This window comes from Arthrobacter sp. BG5, assembly GCF_056680155.1.
Genome location: NZ_CM155268.1, coordinates 3,264,823 through 3,287,283, shown reverse-complemented (window position 1 = coordinate 3,287,283; position 22,461 = coordinate 3,264,823). Strand labels below are relative to the sequence as shown.

Annotated in this window: 10 protein-coding genes; all 10 read right to left on the bottom strand. The window is 70.7% G+C overall.

Going from position 1 to position 22,461, the window contains the following annotated elements; translation table 11 throughout:
- Window positions 1-147: 147 nt before the first annotated feature.
- Window positions 148-4,593 (bottom strand): FtsK/SpoIIIE domain-containing protein, encoded by a 4,446-nt coding sequence (locus tag AC1MBE_RS15020; RefSeq protein ID WP_479779315.1) that lies wholly within the window; start codon window positions 4,591-4,593, stop codon window positions 148-150.
- Window positions 4,590-5,294 carry a hypothetical protein gene (locus AC1MBE_RS15015; RefSeq protein WP_479779313.1) on the bottom strand — a complete coding sequence of 235 codons (705 nt, stop codon included), beginning with the start codon at window positions 5,292-5,294 and terminating at the stop codon, window positions 4,590-4,592. Before AC1MBE_RS15015 ends, AC1MBE_RS15020 begins: the two co-directional genes overlap by 4 nt.
- Before the next feature lie 71 nt (window positions 5,295-5,365).
- The gene (locus tag AC1MBE_RS15010) at window positions 5,366-7,051 is read right to left on the bottom strand and encodes a serine/threonine-protein kinase (protein WP_479779311.1); all 1,686 of its coding nucleotides are present in this window, start codon (window positions 7,049-7,051) and stop codon (window positions 5,366-5,368) included.
- Window positions 7,048-8,778 (bottom strand): FHA domain-containing protein, encoded by a 1,731-nt coding sequence (locus AC1MBE_RS15005; RefSeq protein ID WP_479779309.1) that lies wholly within the window; start codon window positions 8,776-8,778, stop codon window positions 7,048-7,050. The genes AC1MBE_RS15010 and AC1MBE_RS15005 overlap by 4 nt, the downstream gene beginning before the upstream one ends.
- The gene (locus AC1MBE_RS15000) at window positions 8,765-9,778 is read right to left on the bottom strand and encodes a PP2C family protein-serine/threonine phosphatase (protein ID WP_479779307.1); all 1,014 of its coding nucleotides are present in this window, start codon (window positions 9,776-9,778) and stop codon (window positions 8,765-8,767) included. Before AC1MBE_RS15000 ends, AC1MBE_RS15005 begins: the two co-directional genes overlap by 14 nt.
- The gene (locus AC1MBE_RS14995) at window positions 9,775-11,232 is read right to left on the bottom strand and encodes an RDD family protein (RefSeq protein ID WP_479779306.1); all 1,458 of its coding nucleotides are present in this window, start codon (window positions 11,230-11,232) and stop codon (window positions 9,775-9,777) included. The genes AC1MBE_RS15000 and AC1MBE_RS14995 overlap by 4 nt, the downstream gene beginning before the upstream one ends.
- On the bottom strand, window positions 11,229-13,733 hold the full coding sequence (locus tag AC1MBE_RS14990) for a transglutaminase-like domain-containing protein (RefSeq protein WP_479779304.1): 2,505 nt from the start codon (window positions 13,731-13,733) through the stop codon (window positions 11,229-11,231). The genes AC1MBE_RS14995 and AC1MBE_RS14990 overlap by 4 nt, the downstream gene beginning before the upstream one ends.
- Window positions 13,730-15,061, bottom strand: a complete 1,332-nt coding sequence (locus AC1MBE_RS14985; protein WP_479779302.1) for a DUF58 domain-containing protein — start codon at window positions 15,059-15,061, stop codon at window positions 13,730-13,732. Before AC1MBE_RS14985 ends, AC1MBE_RS14990 begins: the two co-directional genes overlap by 4 nt.
- Window positions 15,062-15,135: 74 nt before the next feature.
- Complete coding sequence (locus tag AC1MBE_RS14980) at window positions 15,136-16,107, bottom strand: AAA family ATPase (RefSeq protein WP_479779300.1); 972 nt, start codon at window positions 16,105-16,107, stop codon at window positions 15,136-15,138.
- Window positions 16,108-16,203: 96 nt separating this feature from the next.
- Window positions 16,204-22,341, bottom strand: coding sequence for an Ig-like domain-containing protein (locus AC1MBE_RS14975; RefSeq protein ID WP_479779298.1), 6,138 nt, complete (start codon window positions 22,339-22,341; stop codon window positions 16,204-16,206).
- Window positions 22,342-22,461: the final 120 nt, after the last annotated feature.

Genomic DNA, 22,461 nt, shown 5'->3' with positions numbered 1-22,461 from the left:
AAACTCCTTAGTTCATCGGACCCGAACACTCTCGGCATCCCCAGCGGCCCCCGGCTGTTCCGGAAGATCCAATGCCTCGAACCTACCCTGCCCCGCAAAAACCTGTCGATGGGCAGCACTCCCCATCCCCGCGGCCCCGGGGAAGGGTCAGGTGCGGTTCTCCGGCGGCAGGGCGACCTGGAGCTTGCGGACCTTGCCACGGCCCACAATGTAGCCGCGGCCCGGGATGAACTCGCCGCTGACCCGGCCCAGCGAGGTGCTGAGCAGGCTGTCGCCCTCGATGTCGCCCGGGTTGAGCAGCAGCCCGCGGCGGCCGGACTTGAACGGTTGCGCCAGCGACCAGGCCGAGGACCAGGTGGAGGTCTCGGATTCGCCCACCACCCACTGCTCGGCCTTGATGGACGCCGTGACCAGCCGGCCGATGCCGGACTCGGCCAGGCTGTCGGTGAAGTCGGTCAGGCCCTCGATGAAGATCGCCAGCTTGCCCGGCGTGCCGGTGGAGTAATCCACCAGCTCGTCGATGGCTTCCTCGACGTCGTCCGCGCCCACCACGGAGCGGTCCCAGAGCTTGAGCGACGCCGCGGCGGAGCGCCGCGAACCGAGGTAGATCAGCTCCACGCCCGGGTTGGAACGGCGCAGCGCGTAGGCGAGGGTCACCAGCGCCACCGTGCGGCCGGAGCCCGGCGGCCCGGCCAGCAGGAGCGGGCCCTTCGCCAGGATCTCGGCCGGCTGCAGCGTCTCGTCGTCGACGCCGATCACCGGCAGGTCCGGGCTGCCCGCGGGAAGCAGGTCCAGGTCCACCGAGTCCGGCAGCCGTTCGATCTGCGGTGCCCGCTCCACGCCCTGGCGCAGCATGGCCTCGCGGAGCTTGTGCACCTCGCGGGCCTGCACGGCCAGGTTGGAGTTACCGCCCAGCACCGCCAGCTGCACCTCGAGGTTGCCCAGCAGGCCGCGGCCCGGAGGCGTGCCGGCCCCGAGGACGTCCTTGGGCACGTCGAGGGACATGTAGTCGTCCTCGGAGGAGAGCCGCAGCACCAGGCGGCGCTGGATCGAGGCGAGCAGCGACGCCGGGACCGCGTTGGGCCGGTCGCCGCTGACCACGAGGTGGATGCCGAGCGGGCGGCCGTCGGTGGCCAACTGCAGGAAGATGTCCCAGAGCGCCGACAGCTTGCTGTACTCATAGCCCTCGCGGAACGAGGACATGCCGTCCACCAGGACGAAGATGCGCTTCTCGTCCGGCATGTTGGCCAGCTTCCGGTACTCAACGATCGTGGCGGCGCGGACCTCGGCGTAGCGGGCCGAACGGTCGTCCGCCAGGTCCCGCAGCCAGCGCAGCAGCCGGCCGACCCGTTCGACGTCGTCGCCGTTGATGATCTCGCCGACATGCGGCAGCTCGTCGAGCATCTTCAGGCCCGAGGAGCCGCAGTCGATGCCGTAGACGTTGACCGGGCCGCCGCGCGGCGTGACGGCGGCGGCGATCGCGATGCCGCGCAGCGCGGCCGACTTGCCGGAGCCGCCGGTGCCGTAGATGGCCATATTGCCGTCACGGTCGGGTTCGTAGAAGACCGTCGGCTGGTCCTGGTGCGCGGGGTCGTCCGCGACGCCGAGGAGCAGCCGCTCGTCGGTGCGCGGGTTCGGCAGCCGCGAGAAGTCATAGGTGGTGGCGAGCTCATCCAGCCACGGCTTGCGCGGCGGTTCGATGGCCAGCACGTTAGCCGCCTTGATGATGTTGGCCGTCATCCGGGCGATGTCGTTGGGCCCGGCGGGTTCCTCCCGCACCGGAGCCTCGGCGGCCGGCGCGGCCCAGGCGGCGCCGGAGCCGAACGCCATCTCGACGACGTCGATCCGCGGCCGCTGCGGCTTCTCCGTGGTCCAGCCGCCGGCGTAGCCGGTCTGGAAGCCCTGGATCCGACCCGGTCCGGTTTTCGCCGCACCGCGTCCCGGGATGGACGGGTCGAAGTACGCCGCGGTGGGCACGCCGAGGATGTCCACCGCGTCGTCCTCGTCGGCCATGCGCAGCGCCACGCGCAGGTTGGTGTTGGCGCGCAGGCTGTCCTTGATGACGCCGGCGGGCCGCTGGGTGGCGAGGATCAGGTGCAGGCCCAGCGAACGGCCGCGGGCGGCGACGTCCACCACCCCGTCGACGAATTCCGGTACCTCGGTGGCGAGGGCCGCGAACTCGTCCACGATGATGATCAGGTAAGGCGGAGCTTCCGGGTCCGCCTGGCGCTGCAGTTCCAGCAGGTCCTTGGCCTTCTTGCGGTTCAGCAGCCGCTCGCGGTGGTGCAGCTCGGCCCGGAGCGAGGTCAGGGCGCGGCGGACCAGGTGCTGCGACAGGTCCGTGACCAGGCCCACCGTGTGCGGCAGGTGCAGGCAGTCCGCGAACGCGGCCCCGCCCTTGTAGTCCACGAACAGGAAGCTGACCCGGTCCGGGCTGTACGCCGCGGCCATGCCCATCACCCAGGCCTGCAGGAACTCGGACTTGCCGGCACCCGTCGTGCCGCCGACCAGGGCGTGCGGGCCCTCGTTCTTCAGGTCCAGGTAGAGCGGTTCGATGCCCTTGGACCCGACCAGGGCCCGGAGCGTGCCGTTGTCCTTGCGGTTCGGTTTGGCGGTGGCGTGCACGGAGTTGTTCTCGGTCCAGCGGTCCGCGACGGCCTGCGGGTTGTCCAGGAAGTCCTTGCCGATCAGCGTCGCGTAGGACACTGCACGGGGCAGGTCCGAGTCGTCCTCGAGCGGCTTGCCGACGTCGACGACGGGGGCGAGCATGCGCGCCAGCTGGGCGGCGAGCCCGGCGTCGAGGCTTTCGCAGCTGACCGGGAAGGTGTGCCGGCCCAGCCGGACCTGGCCGGTGGTGGTGCCGTGTTCGCCGTCGACCGCCATGAAATCGCGGCAGGCTGCCGGGAGTTGCTGGACCGAGGTGGCCACCCACATGACGTGGACGCCGGAGTCCGGTCCGCGTTCCAGGACCCGGGTGAGCCGCCCGCGGTCCACCGGGGCGTCGTCCTCAACCACCAGCAGCACGGTGGGCAGCTGCGGGCCTGGCACGTCGGCGCCCTCAAGTTTGATTCCGGGGCGCAGTTCCGGGCGCGGCGACTGGGCCGCGGCCTCGCGCTGGTCGATCAGGTCTTCCAGCCTGGACAGCAGGGCCGAGCCGCCGGCGGGACCGGCGGCGAGGTGGTCGCCGCTGAGCGGGCTGTGGCCGGAACCGGCGTGCGGCAGCCACTGCAGCCATTCCCAGCGCTCCTTGGACTGGGCCGAGGTGATGGCGGTGAGCACCACTTCGGCGGGCGAGTGCAGCCCCACAAGCTGGAGCACCATGCCGCGGGCCACGTCGTCGACGAGGCCGCGGGCACCGGCAAGGCCGAATGAGCCGGAGCTGCGCAGCTGGGAGACGATCGGCACGCCCTCGATGCTGCCGAACTGGGCCATGCACTGCTGGATCTCGGCCATGTACTCGGGCTCGGTCTCGTTGCTTTGCGGCTCCTCGAACTGGATCCGGGACGGTGCCGTGCCGAGTCCGAACCGCAGCCCCAGGAAGCCGTCGTGCTCGGGCCGGTGGGTCCAGAGCAGCGGGCCGAGTTTGTAGATGGAGTCCACGGTGTCGCTGACCGACGGCGCCTCCTGCAGCCGGACGGAGCGTTCCACCTTCTGCAGCTCGGTGATGTCAGCGCGGAACGCGGCCATGGCGGCGCGGAACGCCTTGAGCTGTTCCCTGCGTTCCCGCTTGGACTGCATTTTCTGGTCCACGTAATGGCCCACGATGAACAGCGGCATCATCATCATGAAGAGCACCGACATCATGTTCTGCGTGACGGCGAAAAGGACGGCGCCCATCATCAGCGGGGCCACCAGCATGATGTAGGGGAACGGGTGGTGCTCTTGGCGTTTGGGACCGGCCGGCAGGGTCCGTTTGTGCGGTTCGAAGCGGGGCACCACGCGCGGCGAGCGGTTGAAATTGATCAGCGGTGAACTCGGCGCGGCGCCCTGGCTGCCGCCCAGGGACACCACGGACACGGTGGTGTCACCGAGCGTGACGGTGTCCGAGGAGTTCAGCGTGGCGCGGCTGACCGGCAGGCCGTCCATCAGCAGGCCGTTGGCGGAGTTCGTGTCCACGATCTCCACGGTTTCGCCCACCGTGATGCGGGCGTGCCGCTTGGAGGTCAGCGGGTCGGTCAGCCGGATGTCCACGTCGCGGTCCCGGCCGATATAGCTGGTGCCGGAGGGCAGCGGGAATTCGCGGCCGACGTCGGGGCCGGAGAGGATGCGCAGGGTCGCCGCCGCGGGTCCCCGGTTCGCCCCGGGGACGCCGAACTGCTCGCTCACCTGGGTCAGCGAGACGATCGAGCCGGACCGCAGCCCGGATTCGAGCAGGTTGTCCTCCCGGTTCAGGACGCTGCCGTTCAGGCCGCCGGCGGCGAAGGCCTCCTCGATGCTCAGTGAGAGGTTCGACGGCGGGGCGGTGCCGCGCCGCGCGGGGTCAGCCGCCCAGAGTTCGGTGGCGATGTCCGCCACGGTGGCGAGGCCGTCTACGGTGACGGCGAGGTCCTTGGCCTCGGCAGGGTCACGGCGCAGGGTCAGCCGGATCCTCATGCGTCGTCCCCTCCGCGCTGCGTTTCCAGCAGCACCAGGTCGGCCGCGGTGACGAGGTGGGAGGTCACGGCGTGTTCCACCAACCGCGCGCGGCGGTTCGTGGCGAGCTTGCCGCTGCCGCCGCGCAGGCCGGCGACGCCCACCCGGTCAAGTTTGTCGCACACGTTGTCCAGCTTTCTGTTGAACCGGGTCAGCGCCCAGCCCAGGGTCTTGGCCGCTTCCGCGGAGGAAGGGATGGCGCTGAAGCCGGTTCCTTCGCGCCGCAGCATCGGTTCGGCGAGGGCCACGATCAGGGCCTTCTGCGAGTCGGTGAAGACCACCGGGCCGATTGTGGTGTCGCCGCCGCTGTCCTCGCTGCGGGCCTGTTGCCGGAAGGCGGGCGTCCGGAGATGGACGGCAAACTCGTAGGTGGTGGGTCCGGCGGTGAAAATGATGTTGGTCTGGCTGAAGACCAGCGGGATCCGGGCACCCGGCGCGAGCCAGGCCTGCATGCCGCCGGAGGCGTCGGCCACGGTCGCGCAGAGCATGCTGCCGACGTTGCTGAGCCACCAGATGCCGTCATACCGGGCAATCTGCAGGAACTGCCGGTGCAGGTACGGGTTGTCGTCCACTTCGAGGTCGCCCTCGCGGCCGATGCTGAAGATGTCCTCGTCGGATGGCTCGTGCCATTCGCCGCAGAAATCTATCGCCAGATCCCCCATTGTCCGTGTCTCCTTGTTGGGCGCTAAGCCGTGCTGTTCGTGGGCCGGGCAGGGCGCCCGTGGTGTGCTGCTCAGGGTTTCCCGGCGCAGGCGATGGAGTCCTGCTCCATCGGTGAGGACGCGCCGTCCGAGCGGACGATCATCACCTGGATGCAGGTCTGTCCTTCCGGGCGGGGCTTCACGCGGACGGGCGCCTGCTTGGCGGCCTGGAATTCCCCGTTGCCGGTCGGTGAGTAGGTCCGCCACTTGTATTTGTCGCCGGACTTGGGCTGCGGGTTGGTCCAGGTGAAGTAGGCGTAACCGTCTTGATCCACTCGCCCGGCCAGGTCTTCGACGTCCGGGACGGTGCCCTCATCGATGGCGTCCGCGGGCGGCCTGCTGACCTGCTCGGACGCCCTGGGGGCCGGCTCGGGCCTGGTGGTGCCGGCAATGATGCCGACCACGACGGCGACGGCCAGGACGGCGCCGCCCACGATCGATAGCACCAGGTTCCGGCGGCCGTGGCCGGCCGGAGCGGCGCCGGCAGGTTCGGCGGGGGTTCCGCCTCCGGCCCCGTCCCGCGGCGCGACGCTGGAGCGGTTGACGGTGGCCGCAACGTCGTCGTCTCCGGCCGGGCGCGGCGCGGCAGGCGGCGCGGCAGAGAAGGACGGCGCGGCGAAGCCGGGTACGGCCGCGGGCCGCTGGACCGTGTCTCTTCCGGCGTCCCTACCGGTCCCGGTGTTGACGCCGTTGTTGAACGTCGTCGAGTCGTCCGGCGCGGCGGCGCCCGGCAGCCGGGTCGGGAAGGTCGGGGCGTGCCCGGTGGCATCCGGGTCGATCGCGGCGACGCTGCGGACCCGGGTTTCCTCGAAGCTGTCATCCGGGTGCGGCTCGTCGGTCCGGGGCTCCTCGAGGACCTCGAACGGTGTCACGGAGAGGTTCAGCTCGGCCTGGATGCGCTGCAGCGCCAGGGCGAAGGCGTGGGCTGAGGAGTACCGGGAGTCGGGCGACTTGGCCATCGCCGTGGCCAGGGCCAGTTCCAGGGACTCGGGGACGTCGGCGCGGCCCAGCTTGGGGACCGGCAGGCTGGTGATGCGGGAGATCAGCTCGCGCTGGGAGTTGTCCGCGCCCGGCAGCACGAACGGGGACCGGCCGGCCAGCAGGGTATAGAGCGTGGCGCCGAGCGCCCAGACGTCCACCAGGACGCCGTCGACCTGCCGGTCGCTGAACTGTTCCGGCGGGGACCACGGGATGGACATGCCCGCGTCCTCGTCCTGGTCTCCCGCCAGGGTGCCGGAGATGCCAAAGTCGGTCAGCGCCGGCCGGTTGTAGTCCGTGACGAGGATGTTTGCCGGTTTGATGTCGCGGTGCGCGATCCCGGCGCGGTGCGCGGTTTCGACGGCGGAAGCCACCTGGATGCCGACGGCCAGGACCTCGTCCACGCTGAAGCGCTGGCGCCGGTAGCGGACATCCAGGCTCGGCCGCGAGCAGTACTCCATGGCCAGGTAGGAGTGGCCGGAATCGGTGATTTCCGCTTCGAAGATCGTCACGATGTAGGGGTGCGAGGACAGCTGCGCCATCAGGTTCGCCTCGGATTCGAAGCGGCGGCGGGCTCCCTCGGTCTTGAGGTCCGAGAGGAGCACCTTCACCGCCACCTTGCGGCGCGGCCGGTCCTGTTCGTAGAGGTAGACGTCGGAGAATCCGCCGGAGCCGAGCAGGCTGATGTAGCTGAACCCCGGGATGCTGGGCGGCGGGGCCACGGGGCGTTTGGCGTTCACAGCAGCTCCTCGAAGCGCAACTGGATGCCGTCGCCCAGTTCGGCGATGTCGCCGTCGAACAGGATCGCCATTTCGCCCTGGGCAAGCCGGCGCGGGGCCTGGCCCTCGCGCAGCAGCACGGTGCCGTTGGTGGCCTTGAGGTCGCAGAGCATCACGTGCCAGCCCTCGAGCCGGACCTCCACATGCGAGCGGGAGATGTCGCCGCCGGGGCTCGCCACCTGGACCAGTTTGGGCATCACGGCGCCCTGGACGCGGGAGACCGACGGTTGCCGGCCCACGATGAGCGACTGGTCAAGGTCGATCAGTTCGCCGGTGGACAGCCGCATCCGGCCCAGCCGCGGGCGCCGGACCTGGACGCCGTCGCCGGGGAGCGCCCGGCCGCAGTAGGCGCACTGGGCGTTGGTGGGCGGGTTCGCGTGGCCCTGCGGGCACACCCTGGCCAGCACCATGGGACCGGTGCCGGGGTTGTGGGCGTCCGACGGCGCGGCGCGCTGCCCGGCAGTGCCGGGCCCGTCGATGGCGTTTTTCATGATGGTCTGGCCGTCGTGGTCCGCGTCATCGGCCGGCGCGGTGGGCAGTGGCGGGACCGGCGGCGGGGTAAACAGCGACGGCGGAGCGTCCGGCCCGGCGGCGGCGCGCGGCGCCGGCGGGACCGCGTTCGCCGGCCGCTCACCGCCGGTCTGCCACGGCACCGAGTCGATCAGGCCGGTGGGGACCGCCGAGACGTGCGCGGGCTCGGCCGCCGGAGCCGCTGCCGGCTCCTCTTCGGCGGGCTTTTCCGCCGCGTCGGACGCCGGAGCAGCCGTGGGGTCCTCCGCGTCGGCGGGCTCCGGCGCGGCGGGTCCCGGGCCGGGCTCCGGTTCCGCATCTGGGTCCTCGCGCACGGCGGCGTCTTCAATGCTCCGCATTACCGTCTGTTCCCAGAGGTGGTCGTAGCTGCCGGTTGGCTCGTCTTCGGCGGTGTCCGGCGCCGGGGTGTCCTGCATGGTGCCCGCGAGGTCGGGACCGGCGTCGAGGTCCTCTGCCGGGAAGTCCAGCACCGTCTCCGCGGAGCTGTCGTGCTCCGCCTGCTCGACGGCGATGTCCGCCTCGGCGGCGGCCAGCAGCTGTTCGTCCCCGGCGGCACCCGGTGCAGCGGCACCAGCGTCCGCGGAATCGGGGACAGCATCAACGGGGACGGCGGCACCCGGCACAGCGGAATCAGCCACAGCCGCCACCGGCACGTCCGCGGAAGTCCCGTCGCCGGTCAGCGCGCAGTGCAGCCCCTGCAGCAGGACCACGCCGTCGCCCAGCGGCAGCGGCGCGGCATGGGCAGCCGCCGCGGCGCCGGCAGCGAAAGCGGCCTCGGGGACGGCAATGCTGAAGCCGTCCGGGGCCGCGAAGCGCCGCTCGGTCCATGTGGTGACGTCACGGCCGCTGAGCTCGACGGATTCCCCGCCGTCCAGCCGGACGTCAAGGTCGATCCCGCCGCGCAGGAAGACCTGCAGAGAACCGCGCAGCCCCACGATCCCGAACCAGGGCAGCCGCGCAAGCGGACCGCCCGAGGCCGACGTCACGGCGTCCAGGACCTCAGGGATCTCCGGGCTGCCGGCCAGCAGCGTCCAAAGCGAGTCGACCAGGGCGCGGTCCGTGTCCGGGCGCAGCAGCACCACCGTTCCGGAGCGGACCACACCCAGCCAGGTTCCCGGCGTGTAGCTGACGGCGGCAGTGCGGCTAGCGGGAGCCATGGCGCCCCTCGCCGGAGCCGGCCGCGGATCCGCCTTCGTTCCCGCCGACGGCACCGTCGGGGGCTACATCCAGGACCTCGGTGCGCGGCAGGGTGTTTTCGTCTTCGGCTTCCGCCGGCGTGCGCGGGGCGGTCTGGCTGCCGTCCTCGCTGGCAACGTTGCTCGCGTCCACCACGATGCAGGTCACGTTGTCACGGCCGCCGCTGCGCAGGGCCGCCTGGATCAGCTGGTCCACGGCAGCCTGCGGGTCCGGTTCGGAAACCAGGATGCGGGCAATCTGCTCGTCGTCGAGCTCGCCGTTGAGCCCGTCCGAGCAGACCAGAATCCGGTCGCCTTCCTCAACGGGCAACAGCCAGTAGTCGGCTTCGGTCTCGTCGCCGGTGCCGAGTGCCCGGGTGACGACGTGCCGGCGCGGGTGCACCGCGGCCTCGGCCGCGGTGATCTCGCCGGCGTCCACCAGCTCCTGCACTTCGGAGTGGTCCACGCTGACCTGGCTGAGCTTGCCCTGGCTGAGCCGGTAGGTGCGGGAGTCGCCGATGTTCAGGACCAGCCAGTACGGGATCCCCATTTGCTCCACCACAACGACGCCGGAGAGCGTGGTGCCGGCGCGGGAGCCGGTCTCCTCGCGGATGCCGGCATCGGCCTGCAGCAGGTACTGCTGGACGACGGCGGCGGTAGCATCCCGCTCCCCCGTGGCGAGCTGGGGGATCTCTGACAAGGTACGCACGCAGATGCCGCTGGCGACTTCGCCGGCCTCGTGGCCGCCCATGCCGTCGGCGACCGCGAAGACCGGGTCGGCCGCGATGAAGGAGTCCTCGTTCATCTCGCGGCGCAGGCCGCGGTCGGTGCCGTAGCCGCAGCTGAGCCGGAGGCTGGGAGCACTGCTGGGAACACCGCTGGGAGCACTGCTGGGAACACTGCCGGGGGCGGTGCTGGGGTCGGTTCCGGAGGAGGCTGCGGAAGCCTTGGCGGGAGGAACGGAAGCCGGCTGGGATGTCATGCCTGTCCTAGGTAGAAGGAGCGGTCACCGAAGTGCACGGTGGATCCGGGGCGTACGTGGGTGGGTTCCCCGGGTGCCAGTGCGGTGCGGATGCCGTCCGGCGTCGTGACGGCGCTTCCGTTGGTGGAGTTGCGGTCCGTCACCCAGATGCCGCCGGTTCCGGCCAGCACATGGAGGTGGGTCTTGGAGATGGAGCGTCCCGGGTCGGCCACGGGCAGCAGTTGGACGGATTCCTCGCCGGGGTGGCCGGCGGGGTTGCGCCCGATCAGCAGGGAGCCGTCCAGTTCAACCTCCCGGCCGTCGTCGATCCTGATCCGCAGGAAGGCGACGGTGACCGGGGCGGAACCGTCGCCGCGGACCTGGGTGCGGTCGTGGTCGTCGTCCGGGTGCGGGCTGAACGCCCGGCTGTTCACGGCCCGGCTGCGGGCGGCCTCGATCGGCGCGGGCCCGGGGTCGGCGGAGGCGGGCATGGGAGCCGGCTGGAACGGCGCGGGCTGGAACGACGCCGGGGCCGCGGGAGCCAGGGCCCCGGCGGGCGCGGGCGCGGGCTGCGGCTGGAGCCGGGCGGCGCCCGCCACCGGTGAGGCGACCTGCTGCACCGGAGGAAGGTCCAGCGGGGCAAAGCTTTGGGGTCCCTGGATGCCGCCGGTGGTGATCGGGTTCCGGCCGGCCTTGATATCGAAGACCAGGGTCTTGGCGGCGGTATCGTGCCAGCCGCGCAACCTGCTGTTGTTGTCCCAGCGGTTGGAGATCACCACCAGGACGGCCCAGCCGGCACCCAGCAGGGCGAGCGGCCCCAGGAGGACCAGCGCGGCTCCGAACCACTGGAAAACCACCACCAGCACGGCGGCGAGGGCGGCGAGCAGCACACCGGCTCCGGTGATCAGGCCTCGGAGGAAGACGGCTCCGCCGCCGGGCGCGTACCCGTCGGCGTCGGCGCTGCGGATCCCCACGATGCGGTTGCCGAGGGTGGCGCCGGACCGGCCCTCCAGCGCGGCCTGGACCAGGATGTACACCAAAGTCGCGCCGAGCCCGATGCCGCCGTAGAGGACCAGTGAGGAGGTGTTGTAGATGATGGAACCGCCGCTGCGTGTCTGCGTGACCCCGGCGAAACCGACAGCGAAGAGCACCACGAGGAGCGCCGCCGGGCCGGTCCAGTCCAGCACCGCGGCCCCGAGCCGCTTTCCGGCGTCGGCGGGAACCAGCTCAAGCTTGTTCGGCAAAACGGTACCTCCCCCCTGTCCGCGGACACCCTGTCCGGGGCCCGCCTGCCCCGGCACGGACGGTCCGCCCTGCCCCGAAGGCGCTACCGGGATAGTACCGGGTGTTGCGTCCGGCCGCCGGGCGCTGCGCGCCGAGCGGTTCCCCAGCGGCGCCCCGCAGGAGGTGCAGAACGCGGCGCCCGGGCGGATCGGCTGCTGGCAGCGCGGGCAGCGCTCGACGTCGTCGGTCATGGCTCGTTGCGGTTCTTCCTGGCTGTTCCCTGCGGTTCCTGGTTCGGACCGGGCTCCACTGTACTAGCTGGAGCGTTGCGGCCCCGGCCCGGCAACACCGGGCGGAGCCCGCGCAACTTCAGCGCGGCCCGGCCGTCGGCCAGCAGCGAACGCGGCGAGAAACGGGCCTGCTGGCGGCGCCAGAAGCCCACCGTCCCGGTCATCTCCTTCAGCGAGCCGTCCACGATCTCCCAGTATTCACGCACCTGGTCCTCGCTTGGCTGGCCCGCGCCGAAGATCGCGGCGTCGGCCCGGTGCGCCAGCAGCGTGGTGCTGCCCTGGCTTGCCGGGAAGGCCTCGCCGAGCACGGCGGCGGACTCCCGCCGGGTGGCGCGGTGGTCCACCCCGGCACCCAGGTCGGTCGCCAGGCTCAGGACTTCGTTCCAGCCGCCGCCGACGCGCTGCGCGGGGTGCCCGTCGGTGAAGCGGGCCTTCCGGCGTCGGGACTTCAGCAGGGCGATCAGCAGCAGCGGCAGCGCGAGGACCGCCACCGGGATCAGCGCCGTGCCGATCGCGGCGAGCAGGGGCCCCCAGAACAGCCAGGGGTTGTTCTTCTTCTCGTCGGCGTCCAGCGCGTCCGGCGAGGAGTCCGGCGGCAGCTCGGCCGGCTCCTGCGGCGGGGGCGGCGGCTGGAGGACCTGCGGCTTGGGCTTGGATTTGTTCTCCGGGTCCGGCGGGATCGGCACGTTGTCCTTGGGCGGGGTGGGGTCGAAGGACACCCAGCCCACCCGGTCGAAAGCCACCTCGACCCAGGCGTGCACGTCCTTGCCGGTGATCTGCACCTCGCCGGCGCCGTTCTCGAGGCTCTTGGGATCCGGGTAGAACCCCATCACCACCCGGGACGGGATGCCCAGGTGGCGCAGCATCAGCGACATCGCCACGGCGTACTGCTCGTCGTCGCCGAGCATCTGCTTGGCCGTGAGCAGGCTGCGGATCCGGTTGGCGCTGTGGCCGGAGACGCTGGGCAGCTGCCCGTCGGCGATCAGGCCGTTGCTGAAGGCGCCCTGCTTCTGGAAGTGCGCCTCGATCTGGCGCACCCGGTCGATCGCGGTGGGTGCGTCCGCGGCGAGATCGTTGGCCTGCGAGCCGACCACCGGCGGGACCTCGGCCGGGTCCGGCAGCGACACCTTGGCAAAGTCGTACTGGGTCAGCTGCCCGTGCTCGAGCATGGCCGGGTCGGCCACCTGCACACTGTAGGAGTCGCCATTGCCCAGTCCGCGGGTGGTCACGGCGGTGTCGGTGCCCGAGTTGAAGTACAGCCCGGACGCCGCGCCGGAGCCGTCCCGGGCAAAGCTGATGCCGGTGGTTTTGCGGCCGCCCGGGAGGAAGTACCCCTGGTAGTCCTCGATCGTGATGCCCACCGTGTAGTTGTTCGTCGGCACAATCCCGGTGGTGTCGGCGAGGGTGTTGAGGGACTTCGCGTCGCCCACCTTGCTGAAGCTGCCCGAACCGTTCGGGTCCATGGTGTAGTTGGTGCCGTTGAAGGAGTCCAGGGCGGCGAGGCGGACCCGGCCGTCCTTGGGCAGGCCCTTGACCAGGAAGAGGTTGTCGTCCTTTTTGTCCTTGACGAAGTTGCGGAAGCTCGCCAGCGGGGTGACGTAATCCTTCGGATCGAACGGGGGCACGATCGTGTTGCGCAGCACCTTCCGGTCATCGTCCGCGGTCACCAGCGGGGACGCGACGGCGGTGATCCCGACGGCGACGGCGATCACCGCGGCGGCGGTGCCCAGCCGGCGGAGCCGCGCGGCGCCGGCCGCGGCCTTGTCCGTGTCCGGCCGGTTCACCGACACCTTGCGGGTGTCGCCGCTGCGCAGGGCGTCCCGGCGGAACGTGGCCCAGGCGATCGCGCCCACGGTCAGCGAGATGCCGCGTTCCACGGTGAGGAACCCGGCGTTGGTGCTGAAGGCGATGCCGGTGACGAACAGCACCAGCACCGGCAGCAGCGGCCAGTACGGGCTCCTGAGCCGCCAGGTCAGCAGTCCGGCCGCGAGGGCGGTCAGCAGCGAGCTCAGGAACGGGACGATCAGGGTGCCGCCGGCGGTGCCGACCGGCACGCCGACGGTGAGCATGTCCTTCCAAGCGAAGACCACGCCCGCCAGCAGGGTCCGGAGCGATTCGAGGGTGGGCAGGACCCCGGCGATCGAGGCCTCCGGGACGGCCAGGGCGGTGCCGAAGACGAGGTAGGCGCCTACCGCCAGCGCGGTGGTGATCAGCACCCCGAGCCGGAAGTGCACCTTGGCGGCGGCGACGGCCAGGCCCAGCAGGATCCCGCCGAAGCCGGCGGCCAGGTAGTACGGGTCGCCGCCGAAGCTGAGGCTGAAGCCGAGCACGCCGAGCCCCAGCAGCACGGTGAGGGCGCCGGCGTCGAGCGCGTAGTGCCAGGCCGGCTGGCTGCCGGCGAAGCCGGAGCGGCCGCTGGCCGGAGGGTTGTTGCGGGGACGGCGGCCCGTGGCGGTGCTCATGCGGCCGCCTTCCTCAGCACGATGGCCAGTTCGGAGAGATCGCCCAGGGTGAGCACGGTCAGGTCCGCGATGTTCGCCCGGGCCGGGGCGGCGCCGGCCTGGATCCGGACCGCGAGGCTGCGCACCCCCGGCGGCACCGAGGCGGAGGCGGAGCGCAGCTGGGTGGGTGTCACGTTGCTGCCCACGACTAAGAACACCACGGAGGCGTTCGGGACGGTGTCGGCGAGGGTCCGGGCCAGGTCGACGGCGTTTTTGCGTTCCGGCGCCCCGACCACCCGGGTCAGGTCATCGAGCAGGTTCCGGCCGGTCTCGCAGCGCAGCGGCCCTTTCTGGGTGAGGACGTCGAGGTTGCGCTGCTCCCGGATGGCCTGCAGCCCGATCGAGGCGGCGGCGGAGACGGCCAGCTCGAACTCCTCCTCGGAGGCGTACTCGTCCGTGTTGGTGGAGAGCGAGATGGCCAGGTGCGCCCGGCGGGTTTCCTCGAACTGGCGCACCATGAGCTTGTTGGTCCGGGCCGTGGTCTTCCAGTGGATGTGCCGCCGGTCGTCTCCGGGCACGTAGTCGCGCAGCGCGTGGAAGGAGACATCGGCGCTGGAGAGGTCCGTGGTGGGCATGCCCTCCAGGTCGCGGATGAAGCCGGCGGCGGAGCCGGCCAGGGCCACGGTCTTGGGGTGCACAAAGAGGTCCTGCGGTTCGGTCCAGAGCACCTGGCGGCGGAGCAGGTGCAGCGGGTCGGCGCGCACGGAGCGGACCGGGCCCACCACGATCACGGCCCGGCGGGCGGTGGGGATGGTGAAGAGGTCCTCGTGGACCTGCCCGGGATTCATCCGGGGCAGGTGGAACACAGCGGTGGCGGCGCCCACCGGGAGTTCCAGCACGGCGGGCAGCAGCGGCCGCGCCGAGGTGTTGGACACCGCGATGCTGCCGACGGCGCTGTCCCCCACGGCCACCCGTGTCCGGGCGAGATCCAGCAGCACGCCGTAGGAGGAGCGGCCCAGGATGAAGCCGACCGCCAGCACCAGCAGCACAAAACCGGCGATCGCGGCGGCCTTGGCCTCCTGCCAGCCGTAGGCCTGGCCGGCGGTCCAGAGCAGCGCCGCGGCCGCCAGCACGGACCAGCCGAGCACGCTCACCACCGAGAGCACGGGCCAGAGGTGCCGGCGGAAGCGCTCCCGGACGGCGCGTCCGGCCGGAGCCAGCGCCAGGGCGGCGGTGCTGCGGGCTTCGGCCCAGACGGCGGACGGGTGCAGCCGGGCGGGCCTGCCGCCCCCGGCGAGGGGGTGCTTCAGGCGTTCAGCAAGCCGGGTCAACGGTGTGCCGGTGGACATAGGGTGGCCTTTGTTCGTGCATGGTTGCGGGGCTGGAATCGGGCCCCGCGGCTGGACTCGGTCGGATGCGCCGCTTAGACGGCGGCCCGCTGCTGCGGGGCGGCGACGTCGGCGAGCACCCGGGCCAGGACAGCGTCGGGGGTGGCGCCGGAGAACTCCGCTTCCGGGTCCATCACCAGGCGGTGGGTCCAGACGACGGCGGCGAGGTCCTTCACGTCGTCGGGCAGCACGAAGTTCCGGCCCTGGCTGGCCGCCCAGACCTTGGCGGCGCGGACCATCGCGAGGGCGCCGCGGACGGACACGCCAAGGCGGGTCTCCGGGGCGCTGCGGGTCTCCTCGCAGAGCCGGGAGATGTATTCGAGCACCGCGGTGTCCACGTGGGTGGTGGCGGCGAGGTCGGCCATGTCCGCGACGGCCTGGGTGGTGATCACGGCCGTGATGTCCTTGGACCGGTCCTTGAGGTTGGCGCCGCCGAGCAGCTGCACGGTGGAGGCGTGGTCCGGGTAGCCGATGGAGGTCTTGATCAGGAAGCGGTCCAGCTGGGCCTCGGGCAGGCGGTAGGTGCCGGCCTGCTCGATCGGGTTCTGCGTGGCCATCACCATAAAGGGGCGGCCGGCCTCGTAGGTGGCGCCGTCGACGGTGACGCGGGATTCCTCCATGACCTCCAGCAGCGCCGACTGGGTCTTGGGCGAGGCGCGGTTGATTTCGTCGGCGAGGACGATGTTGTTGAAGATCGGGCCCTTGTGGAACTCGAACTTCTGCGTCTTCTGGTCGTAGATGGTCACGCCGGTGACGTCCGAGGGCAGCAGGTCCGGGGTGAACTGGATGCGGTTGTTGGAGCCCTGGACGGTGGCCGCGAGGGCCCGGGCCAGCGAGGTCTTGCCGGTGCCGGGGGCGTCCTCGAAGAGGACATGCCCCTCGGCCAGCATCGCCATGAAGGTCAGCCGGATGACGTGGGACTTGCCCAGCACGGCCTGCCCCACGTTGGCAACGAGCTTCTCAAAGGTGCCGGCAAACCATTCGGCCTGCTCAGTGGTCATAGTCATACGGTGGTTCCTCTTCCATTCGGGTTAAGCATCGGGGGTCCGCCGGCAGGGAGTCCCCGCATTGTCCGGCGTTTAGTCTAGGCGACGGGTTTGCGCTCACCGCCGGGGCATTCCGGGCGGCGGGGTGGAGCCCAGGCTGGTGGTGTCGCCCCGGGCAAAGTTTCCGGCGGCGGGCCCGGAGGTCAGGTGGTACCAGAGCCGGCCGGACGAACCCCAGCGGACGTAGTAGTCCGCCTGCGCGGTGATCCCGGTGTCGAACCACTTGCCGGGGCTGATGCACTGGTCCGGGTTGGTGTTCCGGTAGCTGTTCGTGCCGCTGTTGGGCTCGGTGCAGGTGCGCACCGGGGTGGCGCGGATGTCCCACGAGGTCGGCGGCGGCGGGGTGGGGTCCGCCCCGGACGTGGAGGTGGCGGTGTCATCGAAGCCGCAGTCGTTGTTGCCGTCTGTGCCGTTGCAGGCTCGGACCTTCAGGGTGTGGGTTTGACTCCAGCCGCCTGCGTTGTGGTCGTAGCGGAGGGTCAGACCGACGCTCTTCCAGCCGGTGCCGTCGTAGTTCACTTCGTACCGGTTGATCGGCCGGCCGCCATCGTTCGGCTGGGTCCAGGTCCAGTGCACCTGCCCGTCGCCCTTGGTGGAAGTCTCCCCGGTGACGCTGGGGCGCCCCGGCTGGCCATAGGGAACGGCGGAGCCGATGTTCTTGCCGTCCCCGGAGACGTTGTTCTTCGTGGAGACGGCGATGATGTTGACGGTGACGTTCTTGCCGTTCGGCTGGCCGGTGATGGTGCCGCCCGGGGCGTTGATCGGGCCTGAGCCGTAGGCCGTAGACCAGCGGTAGCTGATCTCCGAGGCCTGCGAGCCGTTGCGCTGGGCCTGGGTCAGGGGGGTGAAGGCCACTTTGAGCTCACCGCTGTTGCCCGGGGCCGCGACGGTGCCTCCGGACACGGTGCCCGGCTTGCCGGCTGCCCGGACGGGCGAGGACTGCGGACTGGTTCCGGAGGTGCCGGCCTTGTTGGTGGCGGCCACCGTGAAGGTGTAGTCGGCCTCGGAGTTGTCCACCGTGATGTTTTGCGAGGTGCCGGACACCTGCTGGCTGCCCACCACGGCTCCACCGCGGAGCGTGGTCAGCTTGTAGGAGGAGACTGCGTCGCCGTTGTTGTTCGGCGCGGCCCAACTGACTTGGAGCTGGCTTTGCGTCCCTACGGAGCCGGCCTGGCTGGCGCGCGGCGCCGCCGGGGTGACGGGCACACCGGCGGGGGTCTCGGCGGCCGAGTAGGCGCTCCATTCGGAGGGTTCTTTGGCGTCGTTGCGGGCCAGGACGCGCACCTTGTAGGCCACGCCGTTCTCCAGGCCCTTCCAGACGTAGCTGACCGACGTAAAGTTCTGGAGCTGGGCGTTCTGGCCGGGCGGCGCGGGCGAGATCTCCAGGTCGTAGGACTTGACCGGTGAGCCCTTGGAGGCCGGGGCGGTCCATGCAATAGAGAGCTGCCGGTCGCCGAACTTCAGCGACGGCGCGGCCGGGGTTTCCGGTTTGACGTCCGGGCGCACCTCGGCCGACGCCGGGGACCGCTCGGATTCGTCGATGGCGTTGGTGGCCGTGACCTGGAAGTGGTACTTGGTGTTGTTGGTCAGCCCGGTCAGGGTGCAGCTGTTCGCCGGGCAGTCCTGCCGGAAGCCGCCGTCGCCGTAGACGGTGTACTTGGTGATGGGCGATCCCCGGTCCGCCGGCGCCGCCCAGTTCAGCAGGGCGGTGCCGTCCCCCACGCTGGCCGCCGACGGGGTGGTGGGGGCCTGCGGGCGGTCCTTGACGGTCAGCCGGATCCGGGCGGTTGCCTGCCGGGAGGGGTCGTTGGTCTTGTCGGCGATGGTGTAGGCCACCACCATGGTCCCGGAGAAGCCCTCGGCCGGGGTGACCACCACGTTGCCGCCGTCGACGGCGACCTTGCCGGAGCCGGTTTCCGTGGTCGCGGCCACGATTTTCAGCGGCGTTTCCGGGAACGGGTTGGCGTCGTTGGCCGTCACCGGCACGGTGACGGGTTTGCCCGCGGCGGCGTTCGGTTCCAGGTCATCGTTGGCCACCGGTTTGGGCCGGTTGGAGGCGGTGACGGTGAAGCGGTAGGTCGCCGTGGCCTCAAGGCCGCGCGGGTCCCGGGCCCTGACCTGGACGGCCCCGGTGGACCCGACATCTGTGCCGTCCTTGGCCGACGTCTTTAGGGTCTTCCCGTCGACGCCGGCGGTGAAGCCCGCCGGGACCTCGCCCACCAGCTCGTATTTCATGTTTTGCACGTCCCCGTCGTCCGGGTCGGTGGTGAGCGGGCCGAGGTCGAGGCTGGCGGCGTCGCCGGTGGGCACGTCCACCTCGCTGCCCAGCAGCTCGGGCGGGTTGTTCCGGTTGGGGTTCGGGAGCACCCGGGTCCGGATGCTGAGCGTGGACCTCAGCCCGGCCGGGTCGTCCGGGCCGGTGCCGTCGGTGACTTCGAAGCTCAGCGAACCGGGGCCGGCGTAGTCCTTGCCGGCCGTGTACTTCAGCGCGGTGCCGCCGTTGGCCACGGGGTCCGAGCCGTCGGCGCCGATCAGCTTGATCCGGTCCGTCTGGGTGATCCGCGGCGAGCGGCCCTCGCGGACCTTGATCCATTCCTTCAGGTCCACGGTGACGGACTGTCCCGCCACAACTTCCACGACATCGTCCTTGGCCAGGGTGGGGACCTGCTGCCCCAACCCGGGGACCCAGACGATCGCGGTGGACTTTTGCCCGTCGACGTCCTCCACGGTGTACGGGACCAGCTGCGGCTGCTCGGTGAGTTCCACGATCAGGTTGCCGTCCGGGCCGGGTCGCGCCGTTTTCACCTCGCTGCCGACCTTGAGGTTTTCACCGACGCCGTCGGGGTCCTCGTCGTTCTTGAGCACCGGGACGTCGACGGCGGTCTTGCCGAGCGTCTGCGCGGAGGTCACCCGGTCGTCCCGGGCGATCGGCGCCTGCAGCGGCACGTCCTTTTGGACCTTGACGGCGACGGCGGCCTGCGCCGTGGCGCCGCGGTCGTCGGCGACCTTGTAGCGGACGTTGACGGTCCCTTCCTGGCCGGGGGCCAGCAGGATGATCCGGCCGCTTTGCTTGCTCACGGTGGCTTCGAGCTCGGGGCCGGCCTCGATCCCGTTGGTCAGGATCCGGATCGGGTCACCGTCCGGATCGGTGTCGTTGCCGGCGGCGTCGACGGCGATCTGCCGGCCGGGGCGCACCGCGACGGCGTCGTCCACCGGCGTCGGTTTCTGGTTGGTCTCCCCGCGCGGGGCGATGCCGACGGTGACGGTGCCGGTGTTCACGGCGCCCTGCCGGTCCACAACCTTGTAGCGGAAGGTGTCGGTGCCGGCGCCGTCGCCGGCAGCGGTGAAGTCGATGAAGGTGCTCCCGGCGGCGGCGGTGCCCATCGCCGGGGTGCTGTCGATGCCGGTGAGCTGGACGGAGTCGCCGTCCGGGTCGATGCCGTCCAGTTCCACGGGGATCCGGACCGAGCCGCCGGCTACCACCCGGGCGGTCAGGTTCTTCGGCTGCGGCCGCGAGTTCTCGGCGCCTTCCAGCGGCAGGATGTGGATGGTGACGGCGGCCGCGCTCTTTTGGCCCTGCGGGTCCACGGCGTTGTAGATGGCCCGGACGGTCTTGGGCGCGGCGCCGGCGATGAAACGCAGCGTGTTTTCGGAGACGAAGCTTTTGCCGTCCGCGGCCGGGACGGGCTGCGGCAGCACCGGGTCCACGGTCAGTTTGGCGCCCTGCGGGTGCGTGTCGTTGGCCAGCACCGGGATGGTAACGACATCGCCGGCGCGCACGTTTACCTCGTCCGGTTTGGGTTGCGGCGCCTCCACCACGGCGGGTGCCGGGACGGGGACGACGGAGACGCTGCCGGTGGCGGACTTGCTGCCGTTGGACATGGTGTAGCGGAAGACGAAGGGGTCCTTGCTGCCGCTGATGTCGGTGATCCGCAGCACGGCATGGTCGATCACGCTGACGGAGGCGGTGGCGTTCTCCGGCAACTGCACGGACTGCAGCACCAGCACTCCCCCGGCCGGGTCCGAGTCGTTCGCGAGCGGGTCCACCAGCACGCTGCCGCCGGCCGGGAGCAGCGCGACGTCGTGCACGGCGACGGGGTCGCCGGTGTCCTTGCCGGACTCGACGTCCACCCGGATCAGGCCCTGGGTGCTTTGCGGGCCGTTGCTGGCGATGTAGGTCAGGTAGACCGGTCCCGGGGTGCCGCTGCGGAACGTGAAGGTTCCGCCGTCGGTCACGGGCCCCAGTTCGGCGGTCCCGGCGGCCTCCACCTGGGCGAGGCGCAGCGCGCCGCCGTTGGGGTCGACGTCGTTCTTCAGCGGGGCGATGACCAGGTCCTGGCCGACGACGGCGGTCACGTGGTCCGCGTTGACCACCGGCTGCAGGGCTCCGGGGGGCTGGACGTTGACCGTCACTTTGCCGGTGGTGGTGGCGCGGCCGTCCCAGACCGTCACTGTGACGGTCTTTTTGCCGGGGGCGGCGCCGGAGTCCTGGTAGCTGAGCAGGCCGTCGCGGCGGACCTTGACCTGGTCCTGGTCGTTGTCGGCCTTGGCGTCCAGCAGGACCAGGTCGTCGCCGTCGGGGTCGGTCCAGTCGGTGAGGATGTTCTGGCTGACCGTTTTGCCCTGCTCCACCAGCATGGTGGTGGGCTCGCCGCGTTTGAACAGCGGCGGCTTGTTTTCCTCCGGGCCGACGACGTTGAGGGTGATGCTGCCGCCGGCGGAGAGCCCGCGGCCGTCCGCGGCGTTGTAGCCGAAGGTTTCGGTGCCGGGCTTTGCGTCGGCCGGGACGGTGATCTGGAAGGCAGTGCCGCCGTAAATGTTCTGCAGCCGGCCGGCCTCGGGGCCGGCGCCGGCGACCGAGGCGGTGAGGACGTCGCCGTCGGGGTCGGAGTCGTTGTCCAGCACGCTGAGCACGGTGGTGCGGCCCGGGCGGACGCCGACTCCGTCGGGTTTGGTTTCCGGCGGCCGGTTGGGTTTGGTGCGATCCGGCAGGATGTTGATGGTGTTGTTGTCCGCGGACTCCTGGTCCTGGTCATCGGACTGGTTTTTCGGCGGGATGACGTCGTCCCAGTTGTTCACCAGCTGCATGTTCTGGTTCACCAGCCACACATTGCCCGAATTCACATCATTAAGCACCACCAAATCCCGGTTCACCCGGAACACATACGACGGCGACGCAGACGCCTTTGGCACCGCAACATTCCGGTCGCCGGCATCATCGGCGCAATCCCGCACATACTTATTCGCCCCGGACCACGCCGCATGCACACACCCGCCCAACTGCACCGGCGCCGCCGGAACCCCCTGCCCGCCAAACGTCACAGTCTTCGCCGCCGAACCATCCAACGGCACCTCAAGCAGCGCCTTCGACGTCGCCACCGCCACCGCATCCGCCCCCGGACCGGGCTGCTGCAACCGCGCGTCCCGCGCCTCCGCCAACAACACCTCACGCCCGCCCGGCAAAAACAACTTCCCCGCGCCCGCGTCCAGCACCACCGGCCGGTCCCCCACCACACTCAGCTGCAGATCCCCCGCACCCTTCAACCCCTCCCAGGTCTCCGCCTGCGAATCCGTCACCCGGCCCTCGGCATCCACCGACGTCACCGTCACCCGCCCCGACCCGGGATCAGCACTGTAAATCCGGTCATCAGAGCCCACCGCCGAGACCGTGCCTTGCGCCCCCGCCAGCACCGGCTCGGAGTTCTCCTCATCAAAACCATTCACCGTCGACGGCGACAACGCCCACACCCGGCCCCGCGCCGCATCCGTCACCGCAATCACCCGCGACCCGAAACTCACCACCGCCGAACCCGGCAACTTCTTATCCCCGCCCAACCGCATCTGCGCCGCCGACACCTGGTTCAACGTCGAACCCGAGGCATCATCAACAAACACCGTCCCCGCATCCTGCAACACATCAAACGTCGTCGACGCCGGCGTCACCGCACCATCCAACACCCGCGACGGATAATTCAACCGCCCCACCGCGTTCTTCGCCTTCGACACCACCCACACACCACCATCGTTCAACTCCACCTCAGCAGTCTTGAACCCCGGATAAATAACCGCCCCCGTCACCAACACCGCCGCCACAGCAGCCAACGAGGTGCCGGTGACGACCTTGCGGCGCGTGCGTGAGCGCGGTTTTATGAAACCCGGCTTCCTGGCACCCAGCATGGCGAAAAGTCGTGTCACAGCGTTAGATTTCCTTCAAGATTGTGGTGCTCGTTCCCCCGGTGGATCCGAGACCGGTCCCCCACTTCCCGCGACAGCCTACCCAACCGTCCCCGGGAGTGCGATGGGGAGGACTGCCCG

Excerpts from the sequence above, each read along its gene's own strand:
- AC1MBE_RS15020 (WP_479779315.1), bottom strand. The coding sequence starts at position 4,593 with ATGAGGATCCGGCTGACCCTGCGCCGTGACCCTGCCGAGGCCAAGGAC.
- AC1MBE_RS15015 (WP_479779313.1), bottom strand. The coding sequence starts at position 5,294 with ATGGGGGATCTGGCGATAGATTTCTGCGGCGAATGGCACGAGCCATCC.
- AC1MBE_RS15005 (WP_479779309.1), bottom strand. The coding sequence starts at position 8,778 with ATGGCTCCCGCTAGCCGCACTGCCGCCGTCAGCTACACGCCGGGAACC.
- AC1MBE_RS15000 (WP_479779307.1), bottom strand. The coding sequence starts at position 9,778 with ATGACATCCCAGCCGGCTTCCGTTCCTCCCGCCAAGGCTTCCGCAGCC.
- AC1MBE_RS14995 (WP_479779306.1), bottom strand. The coding sequence starts at position 11,232 with ATGACCGACGACGTCGAGCGCTGCCCGCGCTGCCAGCAGCCGATCCGC.
- AC1MBE_RS14990 (WP_479779304.1), bottom strand. The coding sequence starts at position 13,733 with ATGAGCACCGCCACGGGCCGCCGTCCCCGCAACAACCCTCCGGCCAGC.
- AC1MBE_RS14985 (WP_479779302.1), bottom strand. The coding sequence starts at position 15,061 with ATGTCCACCGGCACACCGTTGACCCGGCTTGCTGAACGCCTGAAGCAC.
- AC1MBE_RS14980 (WP_479779300.1), bottom strand. The coding sequence starts at position 16,107 with ATGACTATGACCACTGAGCAGGCCGAATGGTTTGCCGGCACCTTTGAG.